The sequence below is a fragment of the Corallococcus sp. AB038B genome (assembly GCF_003668955.1).
In the GTDB taxonomy this organism is placed as follows: domain Bacteria; phylum Myxococcota; class Myxococcia; order Myxococcales; family Myxococcaceae; genus Corallococcus; species Corallococcus exiguus.
Window position 1 is genome coordinate 2,256,723 of the sequence record NZ_RAWO01000001.1, and the last position, 19,217, is coordinate 2,275,939.

Here is a 19,217-nt window from a genome sequence, read left to right on the forward strand (position 1 = left end):
CCGCGAGCCAGAATCCCTTGGGATTCAGCGGCTTAAGCACCAAGGCCCCGCGATTTTCATCGCGAGGCCCATGTAAAACAAAAGGGCCCTACCGGTTGGTAGGGCCCTTCGTTCAGCTCCCCGAATGAAGCCCTAGGCGAACTCGTTCTCGGCGATTCTCTGAGAGGACTCAAACTCTCTGAGGGCCAAAAACCGAGTGATATCCAGCGGTTTCAAAGAAGGGGCGGGAGAGCCCTTCAATCGGGGGCCGATTGAATGTCCGCAAACTACACGGTGGGTGACCTCCCGTCCATGGTTCTGACCCTCTCGGCGCCCGCTTCACAAAGAGTGCGTGGCGGTGCGGTGCTGGAGGGCTTGAAGGCGAAGCGCCAAGATGGGTGAAAGTCGCATGGTTTCGATGCGCGCTCAGGCTCAGGGGCGAAGCACTGCCCATGTGGCCCTGCGGCCCATCTCGGCCGGTCCAGCCCTCGTCCGCAGCCTCCGCAGTCGGTGTCGAGCCGGCCGCGCCAGATTGCCGCTGCCCCAACGCGCGACCGCATGTTGCGTGGCCCAGCCCTTTCGGGCCGCGGACCGGCGGCGTGGAGTCCCCCTTCATCGCGCAGGGGGCCTCGGAGCCGTGCCTCCACGCGCGGCGCTACGGGGACGATGCAATCCGGTTCTCGCGCCCGCGCTCCTCGTAGTTGGGCCAGCCGAAGTGGCCTTCGTACTCCTCGACACCCAGCTCCGCGGTGGCCGAGGCGCGTAGGGCCTCGAACTGGCCGCTGTCCCGCATCTCGAGCAGCGTCGCGACGAGCATCTTCCCCAAATGCTCCTCGAGTTGCGCGTGCTCGGGCGTGCCCCAGGCCCCATCCTCGCGGGCCGCGAGTTTCGCGCCATCGAGGCCCACCAGGGACGGCCTGTGCTCCTTCACGTCAGCCCAGCGCGGGACGAGGAGCTCCGCGAAGCCGAAATGGGTCATCGCGTCGCCACGCCCCGGCTCGGCCGCCGGGTCGAGGTCGAAGCTCACGTTCAGCGTCCCGTTGTCGGTGGAGTACTGGAGCTCCAGTCGCTGGAGCGGCCGTGCGTCCTGGACCCGGGCGAAGTCCTTCACTGCCTTGGCGAGGAACTTCGCGACGCGCTGGCGCTCCTTGCCCAAGTCCAACGGGGCGACCTTCTTCTTCGGGGGAAGCTCGACGTAGTACGAGGCGCGGAAGGCACTCTCGGTGCTCTCCCACGGAGCCAGGGCGATGAAGGCCTCGGTCTCGTGGCCCTGAGCGTTCTTCAATACCAGGTCACACCAGTACGTCGGTTGCGGGTGCAGACGCTGTGTGCGGAAGATGGACCACTGGGGCTGCACGAAGGGCTTCAGCGTCGCGCTCGTGACTCGAAAGCCGCTCGTGCCGAGCCCGCGGATGAAGCTGTCGTTCTGGCCGGGAGGACCGGCCTCGGGAAAGTCGGGATGCTCGTGCGCCCTCAGGCCGGACCAGTCACAGGCATCGAACAGCTCGCGCCAGCGGTCCACGAAGGCGAGCGCGCCTGGGGGCAGGAGAGGAGAGGCCATCATGCGGCCGCTATACCTCAACGGCCGCGCGGCTTGGGCTCCTCGTCGTCCAGGTACATGTCTTCCGGGGTCGTCTCGTCATCCGGAGACATGTCCTCGGGCTGGGGCTCTGGAGCCTTGACGCACTCATGAAGCAACGAGCGAATTTGGGGGAGGCACCGGTGCAGGAATTATCCAAATGGGCCTCGTTGGAGTTCTTGCAGTCGCGGAGCTGGGAATCACAGAGCTTCTCTAGCAGGCTGTTGAAAAACTCTTCGACAGCCACATTGACCCACTGCGGGATGGATATGACTTTGGGCGTTCGCCCCATAGGTCGTAGGCTGAGAGAGGTCCCGGTCCTTTTTCAACAGCCTGCTAGAGCAGTCCCAAGTGCAGGTGGGCAAGCGCGTCTGGCTGCCCTTCCTCTGTGCCCGCCGGTACATGCAGTCCCGTCAGTAGCTGCTGGAGTACTCGCTCACCCAGTTCATCAAGGATGCGGAGCGGTACCGGCCCTGAGGCGGCGGAGCGATTGACCAGTAGTGGACGCTTCCGGATTCTGTCGCTGACGTTGGGACGCTACCTGCGGCTTCCCAGCCGGTAGGTTTCGTCTCCGCGTCAGACGACCTCGGCACCCTGGATGACGACGTCCTCGAGGGGCACGTCGCTGTGAGCGCTTTGGGTGACGATGGGAAATGCGCACCGAGGGGAAATCTGGTTGGCTCCTGTCTGGAGGGAGCACCACCTTGGGCCATGACCCCATGACTCCAGACGACAACCGTATCGTCGACGTGGGGTTCGACGAGAAGCACATCCTTCTGCACATGGCGGATGGCCGCGTGCTGGCCACGCCGATCAGCGGCTACATCCGCGTCGACAAGGCCACGCCCGAGCAACGGCGCGGCTGGGTCCTCACCGAGGACGGTCGTGGCGTGAACTGGCCGGAGCTATGGGCCCCCTCCACCGATGGCATGCTCAGCGTCTGGGCCATCGAACAGGACGCGCTCTACGAGCATGCCCTGGCGCGGTTGCAGCAGGCCCACCGGGATTTTTCGGCCGTGCCCGCTGATGAGCGCGACCTGGTCGCGCTGTGGCGCATGGAAGCCGACATCAACAACGGCGGCTTCATGCAGTTCTTCTGCAACTGGGGCGAAGAGATCTGCGAGCTGGCCATCGAGGCGCTGGGCAGGGTTGGTGCCCATGGCGTGCAGCAATGCTTGAAAGACATGCTGGGCGTCGTCGCTCACTACGGTGAGACCGAAGAGATGGTTTCACTGTCCGACCTGCCGGCCATGCTGACCGATGCTGAACGGGACCGGCTGTATGCGTTGGATCAGGCCTTCTGGAAATATCCCGAACCACTCGGCAAGCTCGTCGTGAGGCATTACACGCCACGCGTGACGGGGCGTTTGAGCCGCGTGGATTAGGGAGCCCGCTATCCCCTGTCTGATGGAAGTGCTGATGCCAAGCTCGCGCCCCTGCCGGCGGGAGTGTCACGCCCTTCCTGGTAAATGGCTCCGAGACAGACTTCGCGCTGCAGGCCGATGGCGGCGCAAATGAGTTGCGGAGAAGAGAAATCCACTTCTTCGACGACCCTAGCGACACGCTCCGGTACGGTCGGCCGCGGGAGACTGTCGAGACGCTGAATGGCACAACGATGAGGACCCCCTATGAGTATGACAGTCTTGCCAGCGCAAGCCGCGACGCAACCGAGCTTGGTATTGCAGGGGCGTCCAACGCATTCGGCGGCACTGAGTAGGTCATCACCCGGTAGCTCTCAATCCTTGATGACCGACTGCTACTCGGTGAAGTGTTACGCAAGGCCGCGTGGGGGCCGTGGTGGTTTGGAGGGCGGGAAGTGTGTCTGTCTTCGCTGATGATTCCCGCGGAGCCCGTCCTCCTGCGCGAGGGCGGGAGTTGCACTCTCGGTTCGCTTAGGAGCCCTACGCGACCCGGGATGGGTGGGAGCCGTGGGGATAGGCCTGTTGTTGCGGTCGAGTCGCGCAGCCGGTTGCGTCGCGGAGCGAGAGTTAGGAACTCGGCAGGGGCGTCGGCCACGAGACTCGCGGGGCAGCAGTGTGTGGGGAATTCGTGAGAACTCAGTAAGGCGTGGCTGAGTTCTCGCGCTCTCGGTTAACAGGTGGCCTTTTTGGGCCTTCTGAAAGAGGGAAATGACGTAACCCTGGAAGGTACGACATCGAAAGCCAGGGATTGTCAGAATCGGGTGCCCGCGGTGGTTAACAAAACTGTTAACCGCTCTCGGCCTCTCTCTCCCCAAAACGGGTGAAAGAGCGGTCCAGAGAGCCCAATCGGTGGCGAAGGAGAGGAGGCGTCTCGCTCTGCGGGGTAGAGGGCCGAGAGCGCCCTCTTCAGCACCGCGAGCCAGAATCCCTTGGGATTCAGCGGCTTAAGCACCAAGGCCCCGCGATTTTCATCGCGAGGCCCGTGTAAAACAAAAGGGCCCTACCGGTTGGTAGGGCCCTTCGTTCAGCTCCCCGAATGAAGCCCTGCTCGAACTCGTTCTCGGCTTTTCTCTGAGAAGACTCAAACTCTATGAGGGGTAGAAAGCCGAGCAATATTAAGTAGTTTCAAGGAGGAAGGCTGGGGCCCCCTTCAATCGGGGCCCGATTGAATGTCCGCAAAACACATGGTGGGTGACCTGCCGTCCATGGTGCTGATCCTCTCGGCGTCGACTTCACAAAAAGTACGTGGTGGCGGTGGGCGTGGGCTCGAGGGCGAAGCATGGGGTAGGTGAAGGGCGCATGGCCGCGACGCGTGCTCGGGACCTGGGACGAGCGAGGCCCTATCCTGGGGCTCCTGTGGCCACTCGCGGCCCGCTCGGCCGACCTCCACGGCCCTGCGAGGGCAGGCCTCCAGGCGTTGTCGAGCCAGGCCGCGCGCAGCAGCAGCTCGGTATGCCCCGCTGCCGCTTCCCGGTGCTCCACCTTCCCCCTGCGCCGCTACAGGCTTCGAGGGTGGCATTGTCGAGTCGCTCGATCGCCATCACGTCCCCTTCACGGTGAAGCGGTGTCGAGGTGAGCGACGAGCAGGGTCGAAGTCGCGCTGAACGGCATCGCGGTCGTCGCGTCCGAGGCGTGTCCAGGTCGTCTGCACGTTGGGCGCCCTCGTCGTGCCAAAGCCGTACGGCAGACTGATGCCGATGAGATCCGTGATGAGGTAGCGGTCGTGGATGTCGTCCCAGAGGAAGACGTCGACCGAGAGACCTGCGGTCTTGGCCGCAGCGCTGATTTCCGGCGTCAGCGCTGCGACCACGTCGTTCACCTTAGGGCGTTTGTCGTTGCCTCCGCCGTACCAGGCCGCTCGATGGATCTCGACGAGCGGCTTCACGGTTCGAACCCGCAGGCTCGTCAGGATCTTCATGAGGTCGCTGTACTGGTGGCGATCCGTGGGGTCGATGAATGGGTCGACGAAGATGAGCGAGTTGGCGTGCCGCAGTACTGGCGCGAGGGAAGCCTCGTAGTCCACGAGCGTTCGACCAAGGCGCAGCGAGGGGCTTCGCGAGGCCCACCAAGGCGCGCTCGACAATTTGCTCACGGAGCTGACGATGGCGTTGCGAGCGTGCGGGGCTGCAGTGGCATCGGTTGCGATCACGCCAGCGAGCGGGCGCGCCGAGTGGCTCGCGAGCGCCTCGGCGCACCACTGGGCGTCGGTCTGCGGTGCCGTGGCAGCGGCTGCGTCGGCGAGGACGATGCGTTGCTGCGTCTGCAGCTTCTTCAGCAGCTCCTTGCCTCGCTGATGCCACGGCCGCGACGAGTCGTCGAAGGCCTTTGCCCACTCGCCGGCGCGTAGATTGCGAACGAGTCCTTCGTGGAGGAGCACGTCCTTGAGCGCTTGCAAGTGGAGCCCGCACACTTCCTCGCTGCTGTGGGCCGCCACATCGAACACGTCCGGCGTGAGCGCGTACTCGGCGAGTAACGCCATCACAGCACCTCTCGAAGGCCTTCTTCGAAGAACCCTCCGGGCCAAGCCTTGACCAGCTCTCCGCGATTGTTCAGCGGCATCTTGCGGCTGATGCTACGCGATCCGTCCTTCTCCACGAGCACCACGGAGACATCACCGGGATGTACCGGGCGGACGCCTTCGGGCACGATTCCCTCGTGAGTCTCGCGCATGCGCCGCATCACCCGCAGGAGCAGATGCTCGCTGTGAGTCTCGACAAAGATGATCCTGCGCTGCCCTTCACGGGTCGCCGCTTCGATGAGCAAGTCGCCAAGCCCGACCTGCACGGCCGGATGAACGTGAATCTCTGGCTGTTCGACAAGAGAGAGTCCGCCTCGTCCTTCGATGGCCGCGACCACCACGGGAATGAGCTGCGAGATGCCGGCGCCTACCTCCGACGGCAGCACGAACGACCCCGCGCCCGTGTCGAGCAAGAGGCGCCGCACCGTCTTGTCGACGTGGCCTGTGGCGACGTGCTCGGCGTCGGCGTTGCCCTCGAAGAGCTGCTGGACGACGACCTTGCAGCCGACGTTGAGCTTTCGCAGCCACTCGTTGGCCCGCTCGACGAGCGTGAGTCGGTCGGCGAGGAGCAGGTCCCACGCGGCGAGGCCGTCTGCCCAGCTCGTGATGCGGCCAGCGCGCTCGTACAGGAAGCCGCGAGGGGGGATCGTTCGCAGCGGCCCGATGTACTGGGCGTCCCGGAGGAAGCCCGCGAGTTGCGACGTCGTGCCGAGCATGACCATCTCCAAGAACGTGCGAACCTCCCGCGCCGCGCGCTCTCGGAGAGCAACTGAAGCCTCCAGCGCGTCGACCTGCCGCTTCACCTCGTCGGACGGAGGCTTGAGACTGAGCGAGACGAGTTCCTCCTTGTCTCCCTCGATGTCTCCCGCGGCCACGACCCGCAGTGGATCCCCCGGTGCAGGCAGCGCAGATGTCCGCGCACGAGCGAGCGCGAACACCGGTAGCGAGCGGCCGTCGCCGAAGCCGCTCCCGTCTCCGAGCCCGGCGCCCGCGCCAGCTCCCCCACCGTAGCCAATGCCCTCGGCCTCCAGCTCCCGATGCAGCTCCTCTTCGGGGATGGCGATCTGCTCCCAGGCTTCGGTGACCTCCGCCGGTGCGTGTTGGGCGGTGAACGGGCGCTCCGTGCCATCGGCGTCGATCGCGTACCCGCCAGGCCGCTCGCGCGTCTCGGTCGCGAGGAGCGGATGACCGAGGTTCACGCGGGCGTGGAGCGGCTCGCCTTCGCGCATCGTAGCGCCGACCTCCAGCCACACCAGGGGCTCGGCGTCGCCGTTCACGCCGATGCGCACCTTGTTGACGATCGGCCCTCGGAAGGTGGTCGTGGCGCGGTGCTGGACCGTCAGCTCGAGCCACGCGCTTTCTACCTCGTCGTCGAGGTCGGGGAACGGGAAGTCGGTTAGGTCGCGCCCAAAGCGTTCCAGCCCGCCAGGCGTGGCGAACTCCGCGCGCAGCACGATGCCGCGCGAAGTGTCGTGTTGGTGGACGAGGCGTGCGAAGCCGCCGAGCTCGAGCACATGACCGCCCAGCTCGGTGCGGTCAACGTCAGCCGCCCCGTGCTCGATCAGCTCGTGCAGGTAGACGAGCGCTTGTAGGATGCTGCTCTTGCCCGCGCTGTTCGCGCCAAAGAGCAGGGTCAGCGGCGCGAAGTCGATGCGCTGGCGGGCGGCGATGCCCTTGAAGTTCTCGAGCTCGAGGGAGGTCAGCATGAGGTCTCCTGCGGGGGTAGCAAATGCCCGTCAAATGCCCAAGCGCTCCAGACTATTGCAGAAAGCCGTGTCGCTCGGCACCGTTGGCGCCGCGCCATCAAATGCCCGTCAAATGCCCAAATCCCCGTTCTTACGACGGAATCGGGCCGGCGGCGCGTACTCGGTGACCTCTCCGCCAAAAGGCCCTTCACCGGCGGCCTCCGCTCCTGGACGCCATACCCCCCGCGTGCCCACCACGGAAGGTAGCGGCGCTCGCTCTTGGCGGCGGCCTTGTCTTCGAGAACCACCAAACCGGCATCCAGCGCGTCACGGATGAGGCGCGAGGCGATGGCTGCGTTCTTCGCCTCGATGCCGAAGCGCTCGCGCAGCGACGAGTTGGTCAGACGATGGCGTGATCGCTGTCGCGCACGCCCCACAGCAAGTAGGCGAAGGCCTTGCCCTTGAGCGCGGCGGCGTTCGCGAGCGCGGAGAGGTACTTGCCGATGAGGTGCGGCTCGGCGCTGTTCTCCTTGAGCTCCACCCACTCGGTCTCATGCGGCAGCTTGCACAGCTCGCGCACGAGGCCGACGAGGTACTCGGTGGAGCGCGAGGTGGTCACCGCGAGGCCTCCAGCGCGCCGGAGAAAGCCCGGGCGACGAGGGAGTTGAAGAGGGTGTCGGCCTCCTCGACATACGCTTCGTCCGTACGAAGGTGCTTACGAGTCGCTGCGCACACGTCAGCGTACTTGGCTTGAGCGTGGGCCGGAGGCACCGGCACGGGAAGCGTTGCAAGGCTCTTGTAGTAGATCGCGAACACGGACGTCGTCCCTGCCTTGCGTGCTTCCAGGTGCTGCTGACCGGCACTGGTTTGCCAGTAGGCGCTGACGAAATCTGACTCGACGCCCGAACGGAAACGCACTCGAAGAATGTTGTTGTTGAAGAGGTGCGTCCCGTCGCCGTGATAGACGGCGGCCTTACCTACAAGTTCGCGAGAGTTCCTCGTGTTGAAGAGGAAGTCGCCGTCCATCAACCTGGAACTCTCGACTTCGTCCTCGCTGGCATCCACACGCGTCAAGTTGGACAGGTCCATATGACCATCGCTGCGGATGGCATTCATGCGCACGTAGGAGTACGCCCGATCGTCTCCTTGTTCAGCAGCGGCACGAACGAGCCCGAGTTGGGTTTCGCTAACCAGTTCAGCGAACGGTTTCACCGGCCAGCCCTTGGGGTTGGTCACGGGGTCGCCGAACATCTCCAGGAACGCCGAGCGGAGCAGCTCCTTGGTGAGGGCGATGGCCTCCGTGCGCTTGCGGCGGATGGCGTCGGCCTTGTCGAGAATGTCGGCGATGCGCCGCTGCTCCGCGAGCGGCGGGACGGGAATTCGAAGCTGCTCGAACTGCGGGACACTCAAATTCGAGATGTTGGTGGTTTGTCTCGCACACCCGCGAATTCGCTCTTGAACATCAGGGCTAGCGAGCCAGTGGTACAGAAAGCGGCTATCCACATTCTCGCGTGGACGCACGACGGAGATGAATCCACCAGCCGTTGCTTTGTACCGAAGCTGTGGAACACGGCAGACCTTGCCCACGAGGTTCCAACTGTTTGCGCTGGACAAGAGAATGTCTCCGGCGCGCAGGTACAGCTCGTCTCGTCTCACGAGCGAAGCAGGCACAGCAATAAGGTCCGACTCGTCAAGACCCTCTTGAACGTTTTTCGTCCGCATGCAGACCACTGCATCGTCTGCGTCAGGCTCCACCTTCTCTTCGGGCTTGAACGTGATGCCGCGCAGATAGTGGATCACTTCACCAAGTGACTGCTCGACGACACTCACAGCATCGCCTCCAGCTCGCTCAGATCCTTCGCGATCTCCGCTTCGAGCTTGCGCAGCTTAGCGATGATCTTTTTCGGCGGCTCGTAGCTGACCTCTTCGTGCTTCGCCTCCTTGTAGCGGTTGATCGAGAGGTCGAAGTCCTTGGCCGCGATGTCGGCCACCGGCACCATGAAGTGCTTGGCGGTTCTGTCCGTGTCCTTCTTCGCGTTCTTCTTTCGCCAGCACTCCAGCGCGTCGTAGAGGTCATTCTCGGCGGTCGGTCCGAGCGCCCCTTTGTCGGGCCCCGACTCCGTGCGCCTGTCGTCGAGCGAGAAGCCGTCGGCGCCGACGTCGTAGAAGAAGACGTGGTCGGTCTTGCCGCCCTTGCTGAACACGAGAATTGCCGTCGACACGCCCGCGTACGGTTTGAACACGCCGCTCGGCAGCGAGATCACCGCCTCGAGCTGGTTGTCCTTCACCAGCATGGTGCGCAGCGCCGTGTGCGCCTTGCTCGACCCGAAGAGCACGCCGTCGGGCACGATGGTCGCGCTGCGCCCGCCCTTCTTGAGCATGCGCAGGATGAGCGCCACGAAGAGCAACTCGGTCTTCTTGGTCTTCACCGCCTGCGTCAGTGTGGGGTGAACGCCGCCCTCATCGAGTGAGCCCTTGAACGGCGGGTTGGCGAGAATCACGTCGAAGCCGTTGCTTGCCTGCTTGGCGAACTTCTCGGGGAAGCTGTTCGACAGCGTGTCCTGGTAGTGGATGTCGGGGTTGTCGACACCGTGGAGCATCAAGTTCATCGACGCGATGCGCAGCATGGTCGCGTCGAAGTCGAAGCCGTGGAACATGCCGTTTTGGATGTGCGCGCGGTACGGCTCCAGCTTGTCGCCGGTGTAGATGGTCTCGCCGTTCTCGCCCTTGAGCTTGCCCGCCGCCGAAGTGTGCGTCTCGAGCAGGTACTGCATCGCGCCAACGAGGAAGCCGGCCGTGCCGCAGGCCGGGTCTCCGATGGTCTCGGTGGGATTCGGCTCCAGCAGCTCCACCATGAAGCGGATGATGTGGCGCGGTGTGCGGAACTGGCCGTTGATGCCCGCCGTCGACAGCTTGCTGAGCAGGTATTCGTAGAGGTCGCCCTTCGCGTCGCCCTCGATGATCGGCAGCTTGTCGATCATGTTCACTGCCGAGACCAGCAGCCTCGGACCTTGAATCATGAGCTGCGCGCTCTCCATGTACTCTGCGAAGGTGGTTCCGCCGTTGAGCTTCCTAAAGTGCGGGAAGACCTCGTCGCGCACCACGCGCAGCATCGCGGCGGCGTCCTTCTGCTTGAAGTTCTTCCAGCGGCGCGGGTCGTTCGGGCCGTTGAAGCGGCCGTGAAAGTCCTTCTTCAGGCGCTCGGCCTTTCGCTCGCCGGTGATCTCCATCACGTCGAGCAGCCGCGAGAACATGAGGAACGAGATCTGCTCGATGACGGTGAGCGGGTTGGTGATGCCGCCGGTCCAGAACTCGGTCCAGAGCTTGTCGATGTCGCTCTTCTGCTGCGTGGTCAGGGTACTCATGCACTCACTCGTTTCGGCTCGAAGACGCTCAAGATGGCCAGCAGTTCGTCAACGTCTCCGGGGTCGCTGAAGATGCCGTCCACGCTCTCGGCGTGGAGGGTGGTGAACGGCGGCGCGTACAAGCGATCGAGCTCGATGCCACCGTTCTGGGAGATGTAGTTCTGCAGCACCGAGAGGAAGCGAAGCTGCTGGGAGGTCAGGCGTGGATGCGCATGCACGAAGGTGGTGAACGCCTGCTCCACCGCTACCGCGTCGAGCCCCACGAGGCCACGGAATACAGAGAGCAGCGAGCACCGCGTCTCCGGATCGTGCCCCGCGAGGTGCGTGACGTTGGCCTTGTCGTCGACCTGCAAGACGAGCCTCGCTAGGTCCTCCAACTCGGCCTCCTGCACCGCCTGGCCCGCGCGAATGCGCAAGAGCACGGGGTTGTTCGCGAAGTGCTCTTTGAGCACCCTCTCCACGCGCGTGCGGTACTCGACGAGGTTCAAGCCTTCGAGCTTCGGGATGTAGACCTGCGCGATGTGGCCGTCGTCGGTGACATCGAAGACCTGCGGCGCCACGCGCGTCGTGGTGGGGAGCTGCTGGTACTTCATCACCGAGCGCAGTTCGCTGCGCAGCCCTTCGAGGTGCTGCACTTCGACGCTGGTCCAGAAGTCCTTGTTGCGCACCTGCTTGATGGAGTCTGCCTTGGCCTTCACCGGGTTCTGATTCTTCGCGAGCAGCTCCACGGCCTCTTCGACGCGACCCTTCAGGTCCTGAACCTTCGGTGCGGTGGGGCCACCCTTGAGGAACTCGACCTGCAGGCGCGTCATCAGCAGATCGAAGCGGTAGGCGTCTTCGTCGCCGCGAATGCTGCGTAGGTGCTGGAGCGGCGCAACGATGGAGAGCAGGTCGGCCTTGGTGGCGGCGGCGAAGTGATGGATGCGGTCACCATTGGCGAGCTGATCGAGCTCCTTCCACTTGTCGCGCGCGTCGATGGCGTCCGTGCCCTGCACCGCGCGCACGTCGCCCAGCACCTGCTGCTCTGCGATGCCAATCGCGGCATCGTCCATCTTGTCGATGGCGACCTGCAGCAGATCCACGCGCGCCTCGAACAGGTGCTGGAGCAGCGACTTCTGCGGCGTGGGCTGCGCCTCTTTGTATTTCTCGTCGAAGAACCAGAAGTTCTGCCAATGGTCAAAGATGAGGAACTCGGTCTTGTCTTTGCCCGGGCCGAACAGGTCTTTTCTCAGACGCGTGCCGCGGCCGATCATCTGCCAGAACTTCACGTACGACTTGATGGGCTTGGCGAAGACGAGATTGACGACCTCGGGCACGTCGATGCCGGTGTCGAGCATGTCGACCGAGATAGCGATGGTCAGCTCGTTGTTGGGGCTCTTGAAGTCGTCGATGAGCTGGTCGGCCTTCGCCTCCTGGTTGTCGATGACGCGGCAGAAGGCCGAGCCGTAGTGCGGGTACAACTCGCTGAAGACTTCGGCGAGGTGCACCGCGTGCAGGTGGCTGCGCGCGAAGACGATGCTCTTGCCGACGTGCTGGCCAGTCGCCTCGCGGATGCCGCCTTCCATCAGCGAGCGCCAGATGGCGCGCGTGGTGTCTTTGTTGAAGAAGTACTTGTCGAGGTCTTCGCTGTCGTAGTCGACGGCCTGGGCCTGCGGGTCCTGGTCTTCGAGCTGCTCCTGCTGCTCGGCGCTCATCTGCGTGTACTTGAACCCATCGCGGCTGAACTGCGTGCTCACCTGCATCACGCGGAAGGGCACGAGGTATGGCGGCTTCGACTCGATGGCCTGCTGGAAATCGAAGGCCGACGTGGGGTCGCCGTTCTCGCAGCCGAACAGCTCGTAGGTGTTGCGCTCGATGAACTTCACCGGCGTCGCGGTGAGCCCCACTTCGAGCGCGTCGAAGTACTGAAAGAGCGAGCGGAACTTCTTGTAGATGCTGCGATGTGACTCGTCGGCGATGATGAGGTCGAAGAAGCCGACGTCGAAGTCTTCGTACGCCTTCATCATCGCGGGGTACGTCGCGAGGTAGATGCGCTTGTCACGGTCGTTGGCGGTGCTTGCGTCGACAATGACACGCGGCTCGCCGGGCATGAACTCCTTGAAGACGCGGTCGGCCTGACGGCGCAGCTCTTTGCGGTCGCAGAGGAAGAGGATGCGTTTGACCCAGCCCGCGCGCATCAGCACGTCACACAGCGAGATGGCGACGCGCGTTTTGCCGGTGCCAGTGGCCTGCACCACTAGCGACTTGCGGAAGTTGCCGCCGAAGCGCTCACACACGCGCTTGACCGCCTCGAGCTGGTACAGGCGGTTAGCGATGGCGAGGTCCGGCTCGACGTGGGCGAGCGCCTTCTTCCCGGTGCGCTGATGCACCAGGTACTCAAGGCTGTCCTTCGAATAGAAGCCGTAGATCTTGCGGTAGGGGTACTTCTGCGCGTCGTCCCAGAGGAAGATGTCGATGCCGTTGGTGAAGAAGATGACGGGACGAACGCCCGTGTCTTTCTCGAGCGCGTCGGCGTACTGACGCGCCTGCTCGGCACCTGCTCTCGCGTCCTTTGCGGTCTTCTTCGCCTCAATGACGGCCAGCGGCTTGCCGTCGTCGCCATAGAGCACGTAGTCGGCGAAGCCGTTGCCGCTCGGTGTGGGCAGGCCCGTGAGCCTGACCTCTTGTCGCACCTGCTCGGTGTTCTTGCCGTCGATGCCGACGCTCCAGCCCGCCGCGAGCAGCGACTGGTCGATGAGGCGGCGGCGCGTGGTGGCCTCGTTGAATTCCAGGGCAGAGGCGACCCTCTGGCCCTCCTCGCGGAGCTTGGTCAGCTCGCTGGCGTTCGCCTCGGCGGTGCGCGTGGCCTCTGTCGCTGCGCGCTCGGCTTCGAGGCGCTTCCTGGTCTCTTCGTCGAGCTGCTTCAGGACCGACTCGTACTTGGCCTCGGCGAGTCGCAGCTTCTCGAGTGAGTCCTTGGTCTTGGTGGCGCTGACCGGCTCGGGCGGCGGCGGCACGTACTTCGGCGTGGCCTCCAGCTTTCCGCCATCGAGCTGCACGAAGAACCAGCGCGCGATGTCGAAGAGCTGCGCGAGACATTCCAGCGAGAGCCGGCTGGTGATGGGCCGTCGCGGGTGCGCAGCGTGGTTACCCGCCTTTCGCACGGCGTGGAGCTTGTTCTGGACGACCTCGGGCACCGCCTGGCGGAAGGCGGTCTCGTTCATCAAGTCGTTCAGGTTGTCGGAGTAGGGCGGTCGCAGTCGATAGCCCTCGTAGATGGCCGCGACGGCGTACTCCACGAAGCTGCGCTGCTTGATGAGTGAGCTCGCGGGGTCGTCATGTGCGTAGCGCTCGGCGAAGCCAGCGAGATCGGCCAGCACCGCGCGGCGAGCCCGCAGGAACTCAAAGTTCACGGACTTCATGTGCGGGACCTCCTCTCTTGCAGTGCGTTGGTTGAGCATGCTGGGCCGCATTTCAACGTTCGTGCCATCAGCCCTGCACCTCGTAGGTCTTCAGCCAGTTCGTCAACGTCTGGTAGCTCGGCAGGCCCACCAGCTCCGTCGCCTTTGTCTTGTTTCCCTGCGCTTCATCCATCGCACGTTGTAGGTAGTGGCGCGCGACTTCTTTCAACAAATCTCGCAGGTTGAAGCCGCCGCCGAGGGGCCGCCCGAGCACTTCGGGGCGCGTGGTGGAGGCCACAGGGAGCAGCGCCTCGCGCACGTCTTCCGACGAGATGGCAACGCCGTCGCTCCAGATGGCGGCGCGGCGCAGGGTGTTGCCCAGCTCGCGTACGTTGCCTGGCCAGGGGTGCGAAAGAAGAAGGTTCCTTGCACCTGCGGAAAGTTTCTTCTCTTTGAAGCCCGGCTCCTTCTCGGCCTCCCGGTTCACCTGAGCGAACAGGTGGTCGATAAGCATGCCCACGTCGCCCTGGCGCTCGCGCAGCGGAGGCAGCTTCAAGACGGCCACGGCCAGCCGGTAGAAGAGGTCTTCGCGAAATCGACCTAAGGAGATTTCTTCGGTCAGCGTGCGGTTGGTGGCTGCTACGATGCGCACGTCGACCTTGGTGGGCTTGCTGGCCCCAAGGCGGACCACCTCGCCCTCTTGAATGGCGCGCAGCAGCTTCACTTGCACGGGCCCGGGAAGCTCGCCCAGTTCGTCGAGGAAGAGGGTGCCGCCGTGGGCCTCCTCGAAGTGGCCCTTACGCTGAGAGTGGGCGCCGGTGAACGAGCCCTTCTCGTGGCCGAACAGCTCGGACTCCACCAGCTCGGCGGGGATAGCGCCGCAGTTGACGGCGATGAAGGTCTTGTCGCGCCGAGGGCTGGCCCGGTGGATGGCGCGCGCGAGCAGTTCCTTGCCGGTGCCCGACTCGCCCTCGATGAGCACCGGCACGCTGCGGATGGCGACGCGCCGGGCGCGCTCGATGAGTCGGCTCATGACACGGCTCTTGTGGAGGATGTCGGCGAACTCGGGGGCCTCGGGCGGCGTGCCGGTGGCGGTCTGCTTCAGCCGCTCGTCCTGCTCGCGGAGCAGGTCGGGCAGGAACTCGGCCGAGAGGTCGAAGGGTACGGACGCGGTGCGCACGCCCTGTTCGCGCGAGGACTCGACCAGCTCAGCGGGGAAGCGGGTCTTGCCGAGGATTATCCACACTGCCGCCATCGCGGGCGTCCCGGGCGAAAGGTGGAATGAGAGCTGGGCGTCTCGGGCCTTGCCGAGGGCATGCTCCACACCGCGCACGGCGGCCTCGTAGATCTCGCCGAAGTTGGTGGGGCCCGAGAGCTTGGATGGGAGGATGCCGACGCGCGTACTCGTGCGGCCCTTGAGCCACTTCAAGTACGGCTGGACGAGCTTGTCGTCGTAGTCGGAAAGGAGAAAGGCCTCGTCGAACTCTCGGCTGGTGAGCGCCTGCGCGATCGGGCCCTGGCCCACCGACTCACTCTCGGCGGGCGCTCGGAGATCGGTCTTGCCGATCCAGGCGACGAGGACCTTGCGCACCTGGGAACGCTACAAGAACACTTACGGTACAACAAGAGGTCTTCTTGCTTCTTCGGGCCGTAACACCCCGAAAAGACGCTGACCACGTGGAGCGCAGCGGCCATAGCTGGTTGGCACGAGAGCCGCAACGAGCCCCGCTACCATGACGAACTCGAATCGCTTCCAGCCCCTGCATGTCTCCGTTCTCTCCACCGCCGAGGAGGTCGCCATCGACATGCGCGACCGTCGACCCGACAGTGTCACGCTGTTCGGCGACCTCGATGCCGCCGCGCGCGACCAGCTCGCGCACGACGCGTGGGCCATCGGCTTGCGTGCGCTCGCGAATGCTCACGCGGCCGCGCAGGAGTCGAAGCTGAAGGACGTCGGCACGGCGCTCCTCTGCGACATCGACCGGCAGCTCAAGGTCTACGTGGAGCAACAGCAGCAGACCATCGGCGCGGTGCTCACGCGCTTCTTCGACCCGAAGGACGGCCAGGTCACGCAGCGCCTCTCGGCCTTCGTCGACGACCAGGGCGTGCTGGCGCGACAGCTCCAGAAGTTCCTCGGGCCCCAGGGCAGCGTCCTCGCTGAGACGTTGGCGAAGCAGGTAGGCGAGACCAGCCCCCTCTTCAAGAAGCTCTCTCCCACCGACAGCACCGGCCTCGTGAAGGTGCTCGAGTCGCAGCTCCGCGCCGTCATGGGCGAGGGCCACGCCGAGTTGGTGCGCGCGCTCGACCCGCTCGCCGAAGACGGTGCTGTGGCGCGCTTCCTCAAGAGCCTGCGCGAGGAGCTGAAGGGCGCCGATGAGGACCGCCAGAAGCAGCTCTCGGCGGCCCTCGCCGCGCTCGACGCCAACGACGAGCAGTCGCTGTTGAGCCGTCTGGTGCGTGAGACGGAGCGCTCGCGGCGCGCGGTCTTGTCCGCAGTGAATCCTGAAGATCCGGCGTCGCCGATGGCGATGCTGAAGGCCAGCCTGTCGAAGCTGCTGCAGGAGCAGTCGACCGCGCAGTTCGCTCTGGTGAAGCGCCAGGAGGAGCGGCAGGTGCAGTTCGAGAAGGAGGTGCGCGAAGCGCTGGTGCGCATCGAGACCAAGCGCACGCAGGAGCTGAAGTCGACGCGCGGCGGGTTGGTGTTCGAAGATGCGGTGCTGGCCTTCGTTCGCCACGCGACACAGGGCGCGCCCTGCGTATTCGACGCCACCGGCGCAACGGCGGGCGTCGGTCGCAGCAAGAAGGGCGACGCCGTGGTGCGCTTCACGCAGGAGAGCGCGTTCGCCGGCGCGGGCGTGGTCTTCGAGGCCAAGCGCGACGCGAGCTACTCGGTGCAGAAGGCGCTCGACGAGCTCGACGCCGCTCGGAAGAACCGCGACGCGGCGGCGGGCGTCTTCGTGATGGCGCGGTCACACGCCAGCGACGTGTTTCCCCGCTTCGCTCGCTACGGGAACAACGTGCTCGTGGTCTGGGACGACCAGGACCCGCTGACCGACGCCTACCTCCACGCGGCGGTGCTGCTCGGCGTCGGCCTCGTCACGCGCACGAAGACCGTGGGCGACGAGGGCGACATCACCGCTCTGCGCGACATCGAGAAGTGCATCGAAGACGAGCTGTCGCGCCTCGAGAAGATGGAGAAGCACAGCGAGAACATCCGCAAGAACGTCGATGGCATCAGCGACGAGATCCGCAAAGCGCAGAAGAAGCTCGACCTGCTCCTGTGCAACGCGCGCAGCACCCTCACTGCGCTCAACGTGGAACTGGTCGACGAGGAGGCCGAGGCTGCGAGCCCGATCGCGCTGCCGAAGGGCTCGTTCGACGCCGCGGTCTTGTCCCTTCCCAGCGGCGGCGAGGCCGCGTGAGATTGACCCACCGACAGGAGACCGCACGACATGCCCAAGTTCCGCCGCGATGTTCAGCTGTGACACCGGGTATTGGGGTCGGCGAGAAGCGTGCGTCGGCGAACGCGTCATTGCATGCACAGTTCTACAAATGGGGCTGAAGAATGCTGGGCTTGATGGGGCGAAGGTGGGTAGGTGTGCGTAGGTGCTTCTGTGATGCCATGCGGTCCGTTACGGGGCGCGGCAGAATTCTGGCGTGCTGGCTACGGCCGGGAAGAATGGCCGGATGAGGGCCTTCGTAAAGGCGCTGGCTCAGACGTTGCGCTCGGTCTTGCGGAGCCGTTCGGAACTGGCTCTGGAGAATTTGGCTCTTCGCCAGCAACTCGCGGTCTTTCGCGAGAAGCGCCCATCACCGAGGCTTGCACGGGGCGATCGCCTCTTCTGGGTATTTCTCCAGCGCTTCTGGCAGGGATGGCGGCGTCCACTGTACTTGGTGCAGCCGGCGACGGTAGTGAAGTGGCATCGGATGGGCTTTCGGCTCTTTTGGCGCTGGAAGTCCCGAAGTCGGGTGGGACGTCCTCGGGCAACCCTGGAGCTGAGGACGTTGATTCGGCGCATGGCCGAAGCCAACCCAACATGGGGCGCCCCGCGCATTCACGGGGAGTTACTGAAGTTGGGGATGGAGGTAGGCCAGACAACGGTCGCTCGTTACATGCCCAGACCGAGAAGGGGAGCGCCGAAACCATCACCAACATGGCGGAGCTTCTTGCGCTTGCATCTGGCGGAGTCCGCAGGGGTGGACTTCTTTGCCATTCCGACTGCGACGTTTGGAGTGCTGTTGGGATTTGTGGTTGTTGGTCACCGAGACAGGCGAATTCTCCACCTCAATGTGACAGCGCACCCGACGGAGGAATGGACGAAGCAGCAGTTGCGAGAAGCCTTTCCCTGGACCAGTGCTCCGAGGTACTTGCACCGAGATAGGGACAAGCTCTACTCCGAGGGCGTTCGCGCCACGCTTACCCATTTGGGGATTCGCGAGGTGCCGAGTGCAGCACGGTGTCCGTGGCAGAATCCCTATGCGGAGAGAGTCATCGGCTCGATACGTAGGGAGCTGCTGGACCATGTCGTCGTCCTGAACGAAGCCCACGCTCGGCGCCTGCTGCGCGAGTACCAGCGCTACTACAATGCGAGCCGGACGCACCTGTCGCTCGGGAAAGATGCGCCCGATACGCGTGAGGTGCAGGGCCCGGAGCACGGAGCCAAGGTGATAGAGCTACGGGAAGTCTTTGGGCTCCACCACCGGTACGAGCGCCGCGCTGCGTAGAGTCTCGGTCCTTCCAAGAACACCCTCGTAGACCCGCGCGTGCTGCACCAAGCTACCTGCGTTCGCAGGAGGGGCGGGGAGTGCCCACACGCAGGCAGCGCGAGGTGTTGAGGCGTCTGCACCGGGCGTAATTCCGACCTCTGTCAAACGGAAGGGAGGACCCAGCGGCTCGTCATGCGAATCGCTCACGTCATGACGCGCGTTTTGACGCACTCATGACGCAGCGACTGAATTTTGGGTAGGCACAGCGGTCCGGAGAGCCCAATCGGCGTCGGAGGAGAGGGGGCATCTCGCTCTGCGGGGTTGAGAGCCGAGAGGGCCCTCTTCAGCACCGCGAGCCAGAATCCCTTGGGATTCAGCGGCTTAAGCACGAAGGCCCCGCGATGTCATCGCGAGGCCCGTGTTAAACAAAAAGGGCCCTACCAGTTGGTAGAGCCCTTCAAGTAGCTCCCCGACGTGGACTCGAACCACGGACATGGTGATTAACAGTCACCCGCTCTACCAGCTGAGCTATCGGGGAATATGTCCCGTCGCGGCGGTGCGTTGCCGTGACGGATGCGACTTC

The 19,217-nt window shown here is 64.4% G+C and carries 11 protein-coding genes, 1 tRNA gene and 1 pseudogene; 4 read left to right on the forward strand and 9 right to left on the reverse strand.

What is annotated here, in order from left to right:
- Positions 1-634 precede the first annotated feature (634 nt).
- A complete protein-coding gene (locus tag D7Y04_RS09395) occupies positions 635-1,543 on the reverse strand; it encodes a hypothetical protein (RefSeq protein WP_121759000.1) in 909 nt (302 codons plus the stop codon).
- A gap of 719 nt (positions 1,544-2,262) precedes the next feature.
- On the opposite strand from D7Y04_RS09395, the gene D7Y04_RS09400 reads away from it, so the two are divergent.
- Complete coding sequence (locus tag D7Y04_RS09400) at positions 2,263-2,943, forward strand: DUF4375 domain-containing protein (protein WP_233601334.1); 681 nt, start codon at positions 2,263-2,265, stop codon at positions 2,941-2,943.
- Between the two features lie 1,576 nt (positions 2,944-4,519).
- Here the strand turns inward: D7Y04_RS09400 and D7Y04_RS09405 are convergent.
- The 7 genes from D7Y04_RS09405 to D7Y04_RS09435 all read right to left on the reverse strand — a co-directional run bounded on the left by D7Y04_RS09405 (position 4,520) and on the right by D7Y04_RS09435 (position 15,518).
- Complete coding sequence (locus D7Y04_RS09405; RefSeq protein WP_121759002.1) at positions 4,520-5,458, reverse strand: hypothetical protein; 939 nt, start codon at positions 5,456-5,458, stop codon at positions 4,520-4,522.
- Positions 5,458-7,203: an AAA family ATPase gene (locus D7Y04_RS09410; protein WP_121759003.1), complete on the reverse strand. Its 1,746-nt coding sequence runs from the start codon at positions 7,201-7,203 to the stop codon at positions 5,458-5,460. The genes D7Y04_RS09405 and D7Y04_RS09410 overlap by 1 nt, the downstream gene beginning before the upstream one ends.
- A 379-nt stretch (positions 7,204-7,582) precedes the next feature.
- A complete protein-coding gene (locus D7Y04_RS09415; RefSeq protein ID WP_121759004.1) occupies positions 7,583-7,801 on the reverse strand; it encodes an RNA-binding domain-containing protein in 219 nt (72 codons plus the stop codon).
- The gene (locus D7Y04_RS09420) at positions 7,798-9,012 is read right to left on the reverse strand and encodes a restriction endonuclease subunit S (protein WP_121759005.1); all 1,215 of its coding nucleotides are present in this window, start codon (positions 9,010-9,012) and stop codon (positions 7,798-7,800) included. The genes D7Y04_RS09415 and D7Y04_RS09420 overlap by 4 nt, the downstream gene beginning before the upstream one ends.
- On the reverse strand, positions 9,009-10,547 hold the full coding sequence (locus D7Y04_RS09425; protein WP_121759006.1) for a class I SAM-dependent DNA methyltransferase: 1,539 nt from the start codon (positions 10,545-10,547) through the stop codon (positions 9,009-9,011). Before D7Y04_RS09425 ends, D7Y04_RS09420 begins: the two co-directional genes overlap by 4 nt.
- The gene (locus D7Y04_RS09430) at positions 10,544-13,948 is read right to left on the reverse strand and encodes a DEAD/DEAH box helicase family protein (RefSeq protein WP_121759007.1); all 3,405 of its coding nucleotides are present in this window, start codon (positions 13,946-13,948) and stop codon (positions 10,544-10,546) included. Before D7Y04_RS09430 ends, D7Y04_RS09425 begins: the two co-directional genes overlap by 4 nt.
- 67 nt (positions 13,949-14,015) lie before the next feature.
- Positions 14,016-15,518 (reverse strand): sigma-54-dependent Fis family transcriptional regulator, encoded by a 1,503-nt coding sequence (locus D7Y04_RS09435; RefSeq protein WP_121759008.1) that lies wholly within the window; start codon positions 15,516-15,518, stop codon positions 14,016-14,018.
- 142 nt (positions 15,519-15,660) lie between these two features.
- Between D7Y04_RS09435 and D7Y04_RS09440 the strand changes: the two genes are divergently transcribed.
- The 3 genes and pseudogenes from D7Y04_RS09440 to D7Y04_RS09445 all read left to right on the forward strand — a co-directional run bounded on the left by D7Y04_RS09440 (position 15,661) and on the right by D7Y04_RS09445 (position 18,652).
- Positions 15,661-17,349 (forward strand): hypothetical protein, encoded by a 1,689-nt coding sequence (locus tag D7Y04_RS09440; RefSeq protein WP_121759009.1) that lies wholly within the window; start codon positions 15,661-15,663, stop codon positions 17,347-17,349.
- A gap of 505 nt (positions 17,350-17,854) precedes the next feature.
- Positions 17,855-18,031 (forward strand): annotated as a pseudogene (locus D7Y04_RS46720) (hypothetical protein); the annotation flags it as partial.
- Positions 18,032-18,094: 63 nt separating this feature from the next.
- Positions 18,095-18,652 carry an integrase core domain-containing protein gene (locus D7Y04_RS09445; RefSeq protein WP_233601335.1) on the forward strand — a complete coding sequence of 186 codons (558 nt, stop codon included), beginning with the start codon at positions 18,095-18,097 and terminating at the stop codon, positions 18,650-18,652.
- 447 nt (positions 18,653-19,099) lie between these two features.
- Here D7Y04_RS09445 and D7Y04_RS09450 read toward each other — a convergent pair.
- Positions 19,100-19,172, reverse strand: a tRNA-Asn gene (locus tag D7Y04_RS09450).
- Positions 19,173-19,217 lie beyond the last annotated feature (45 nt).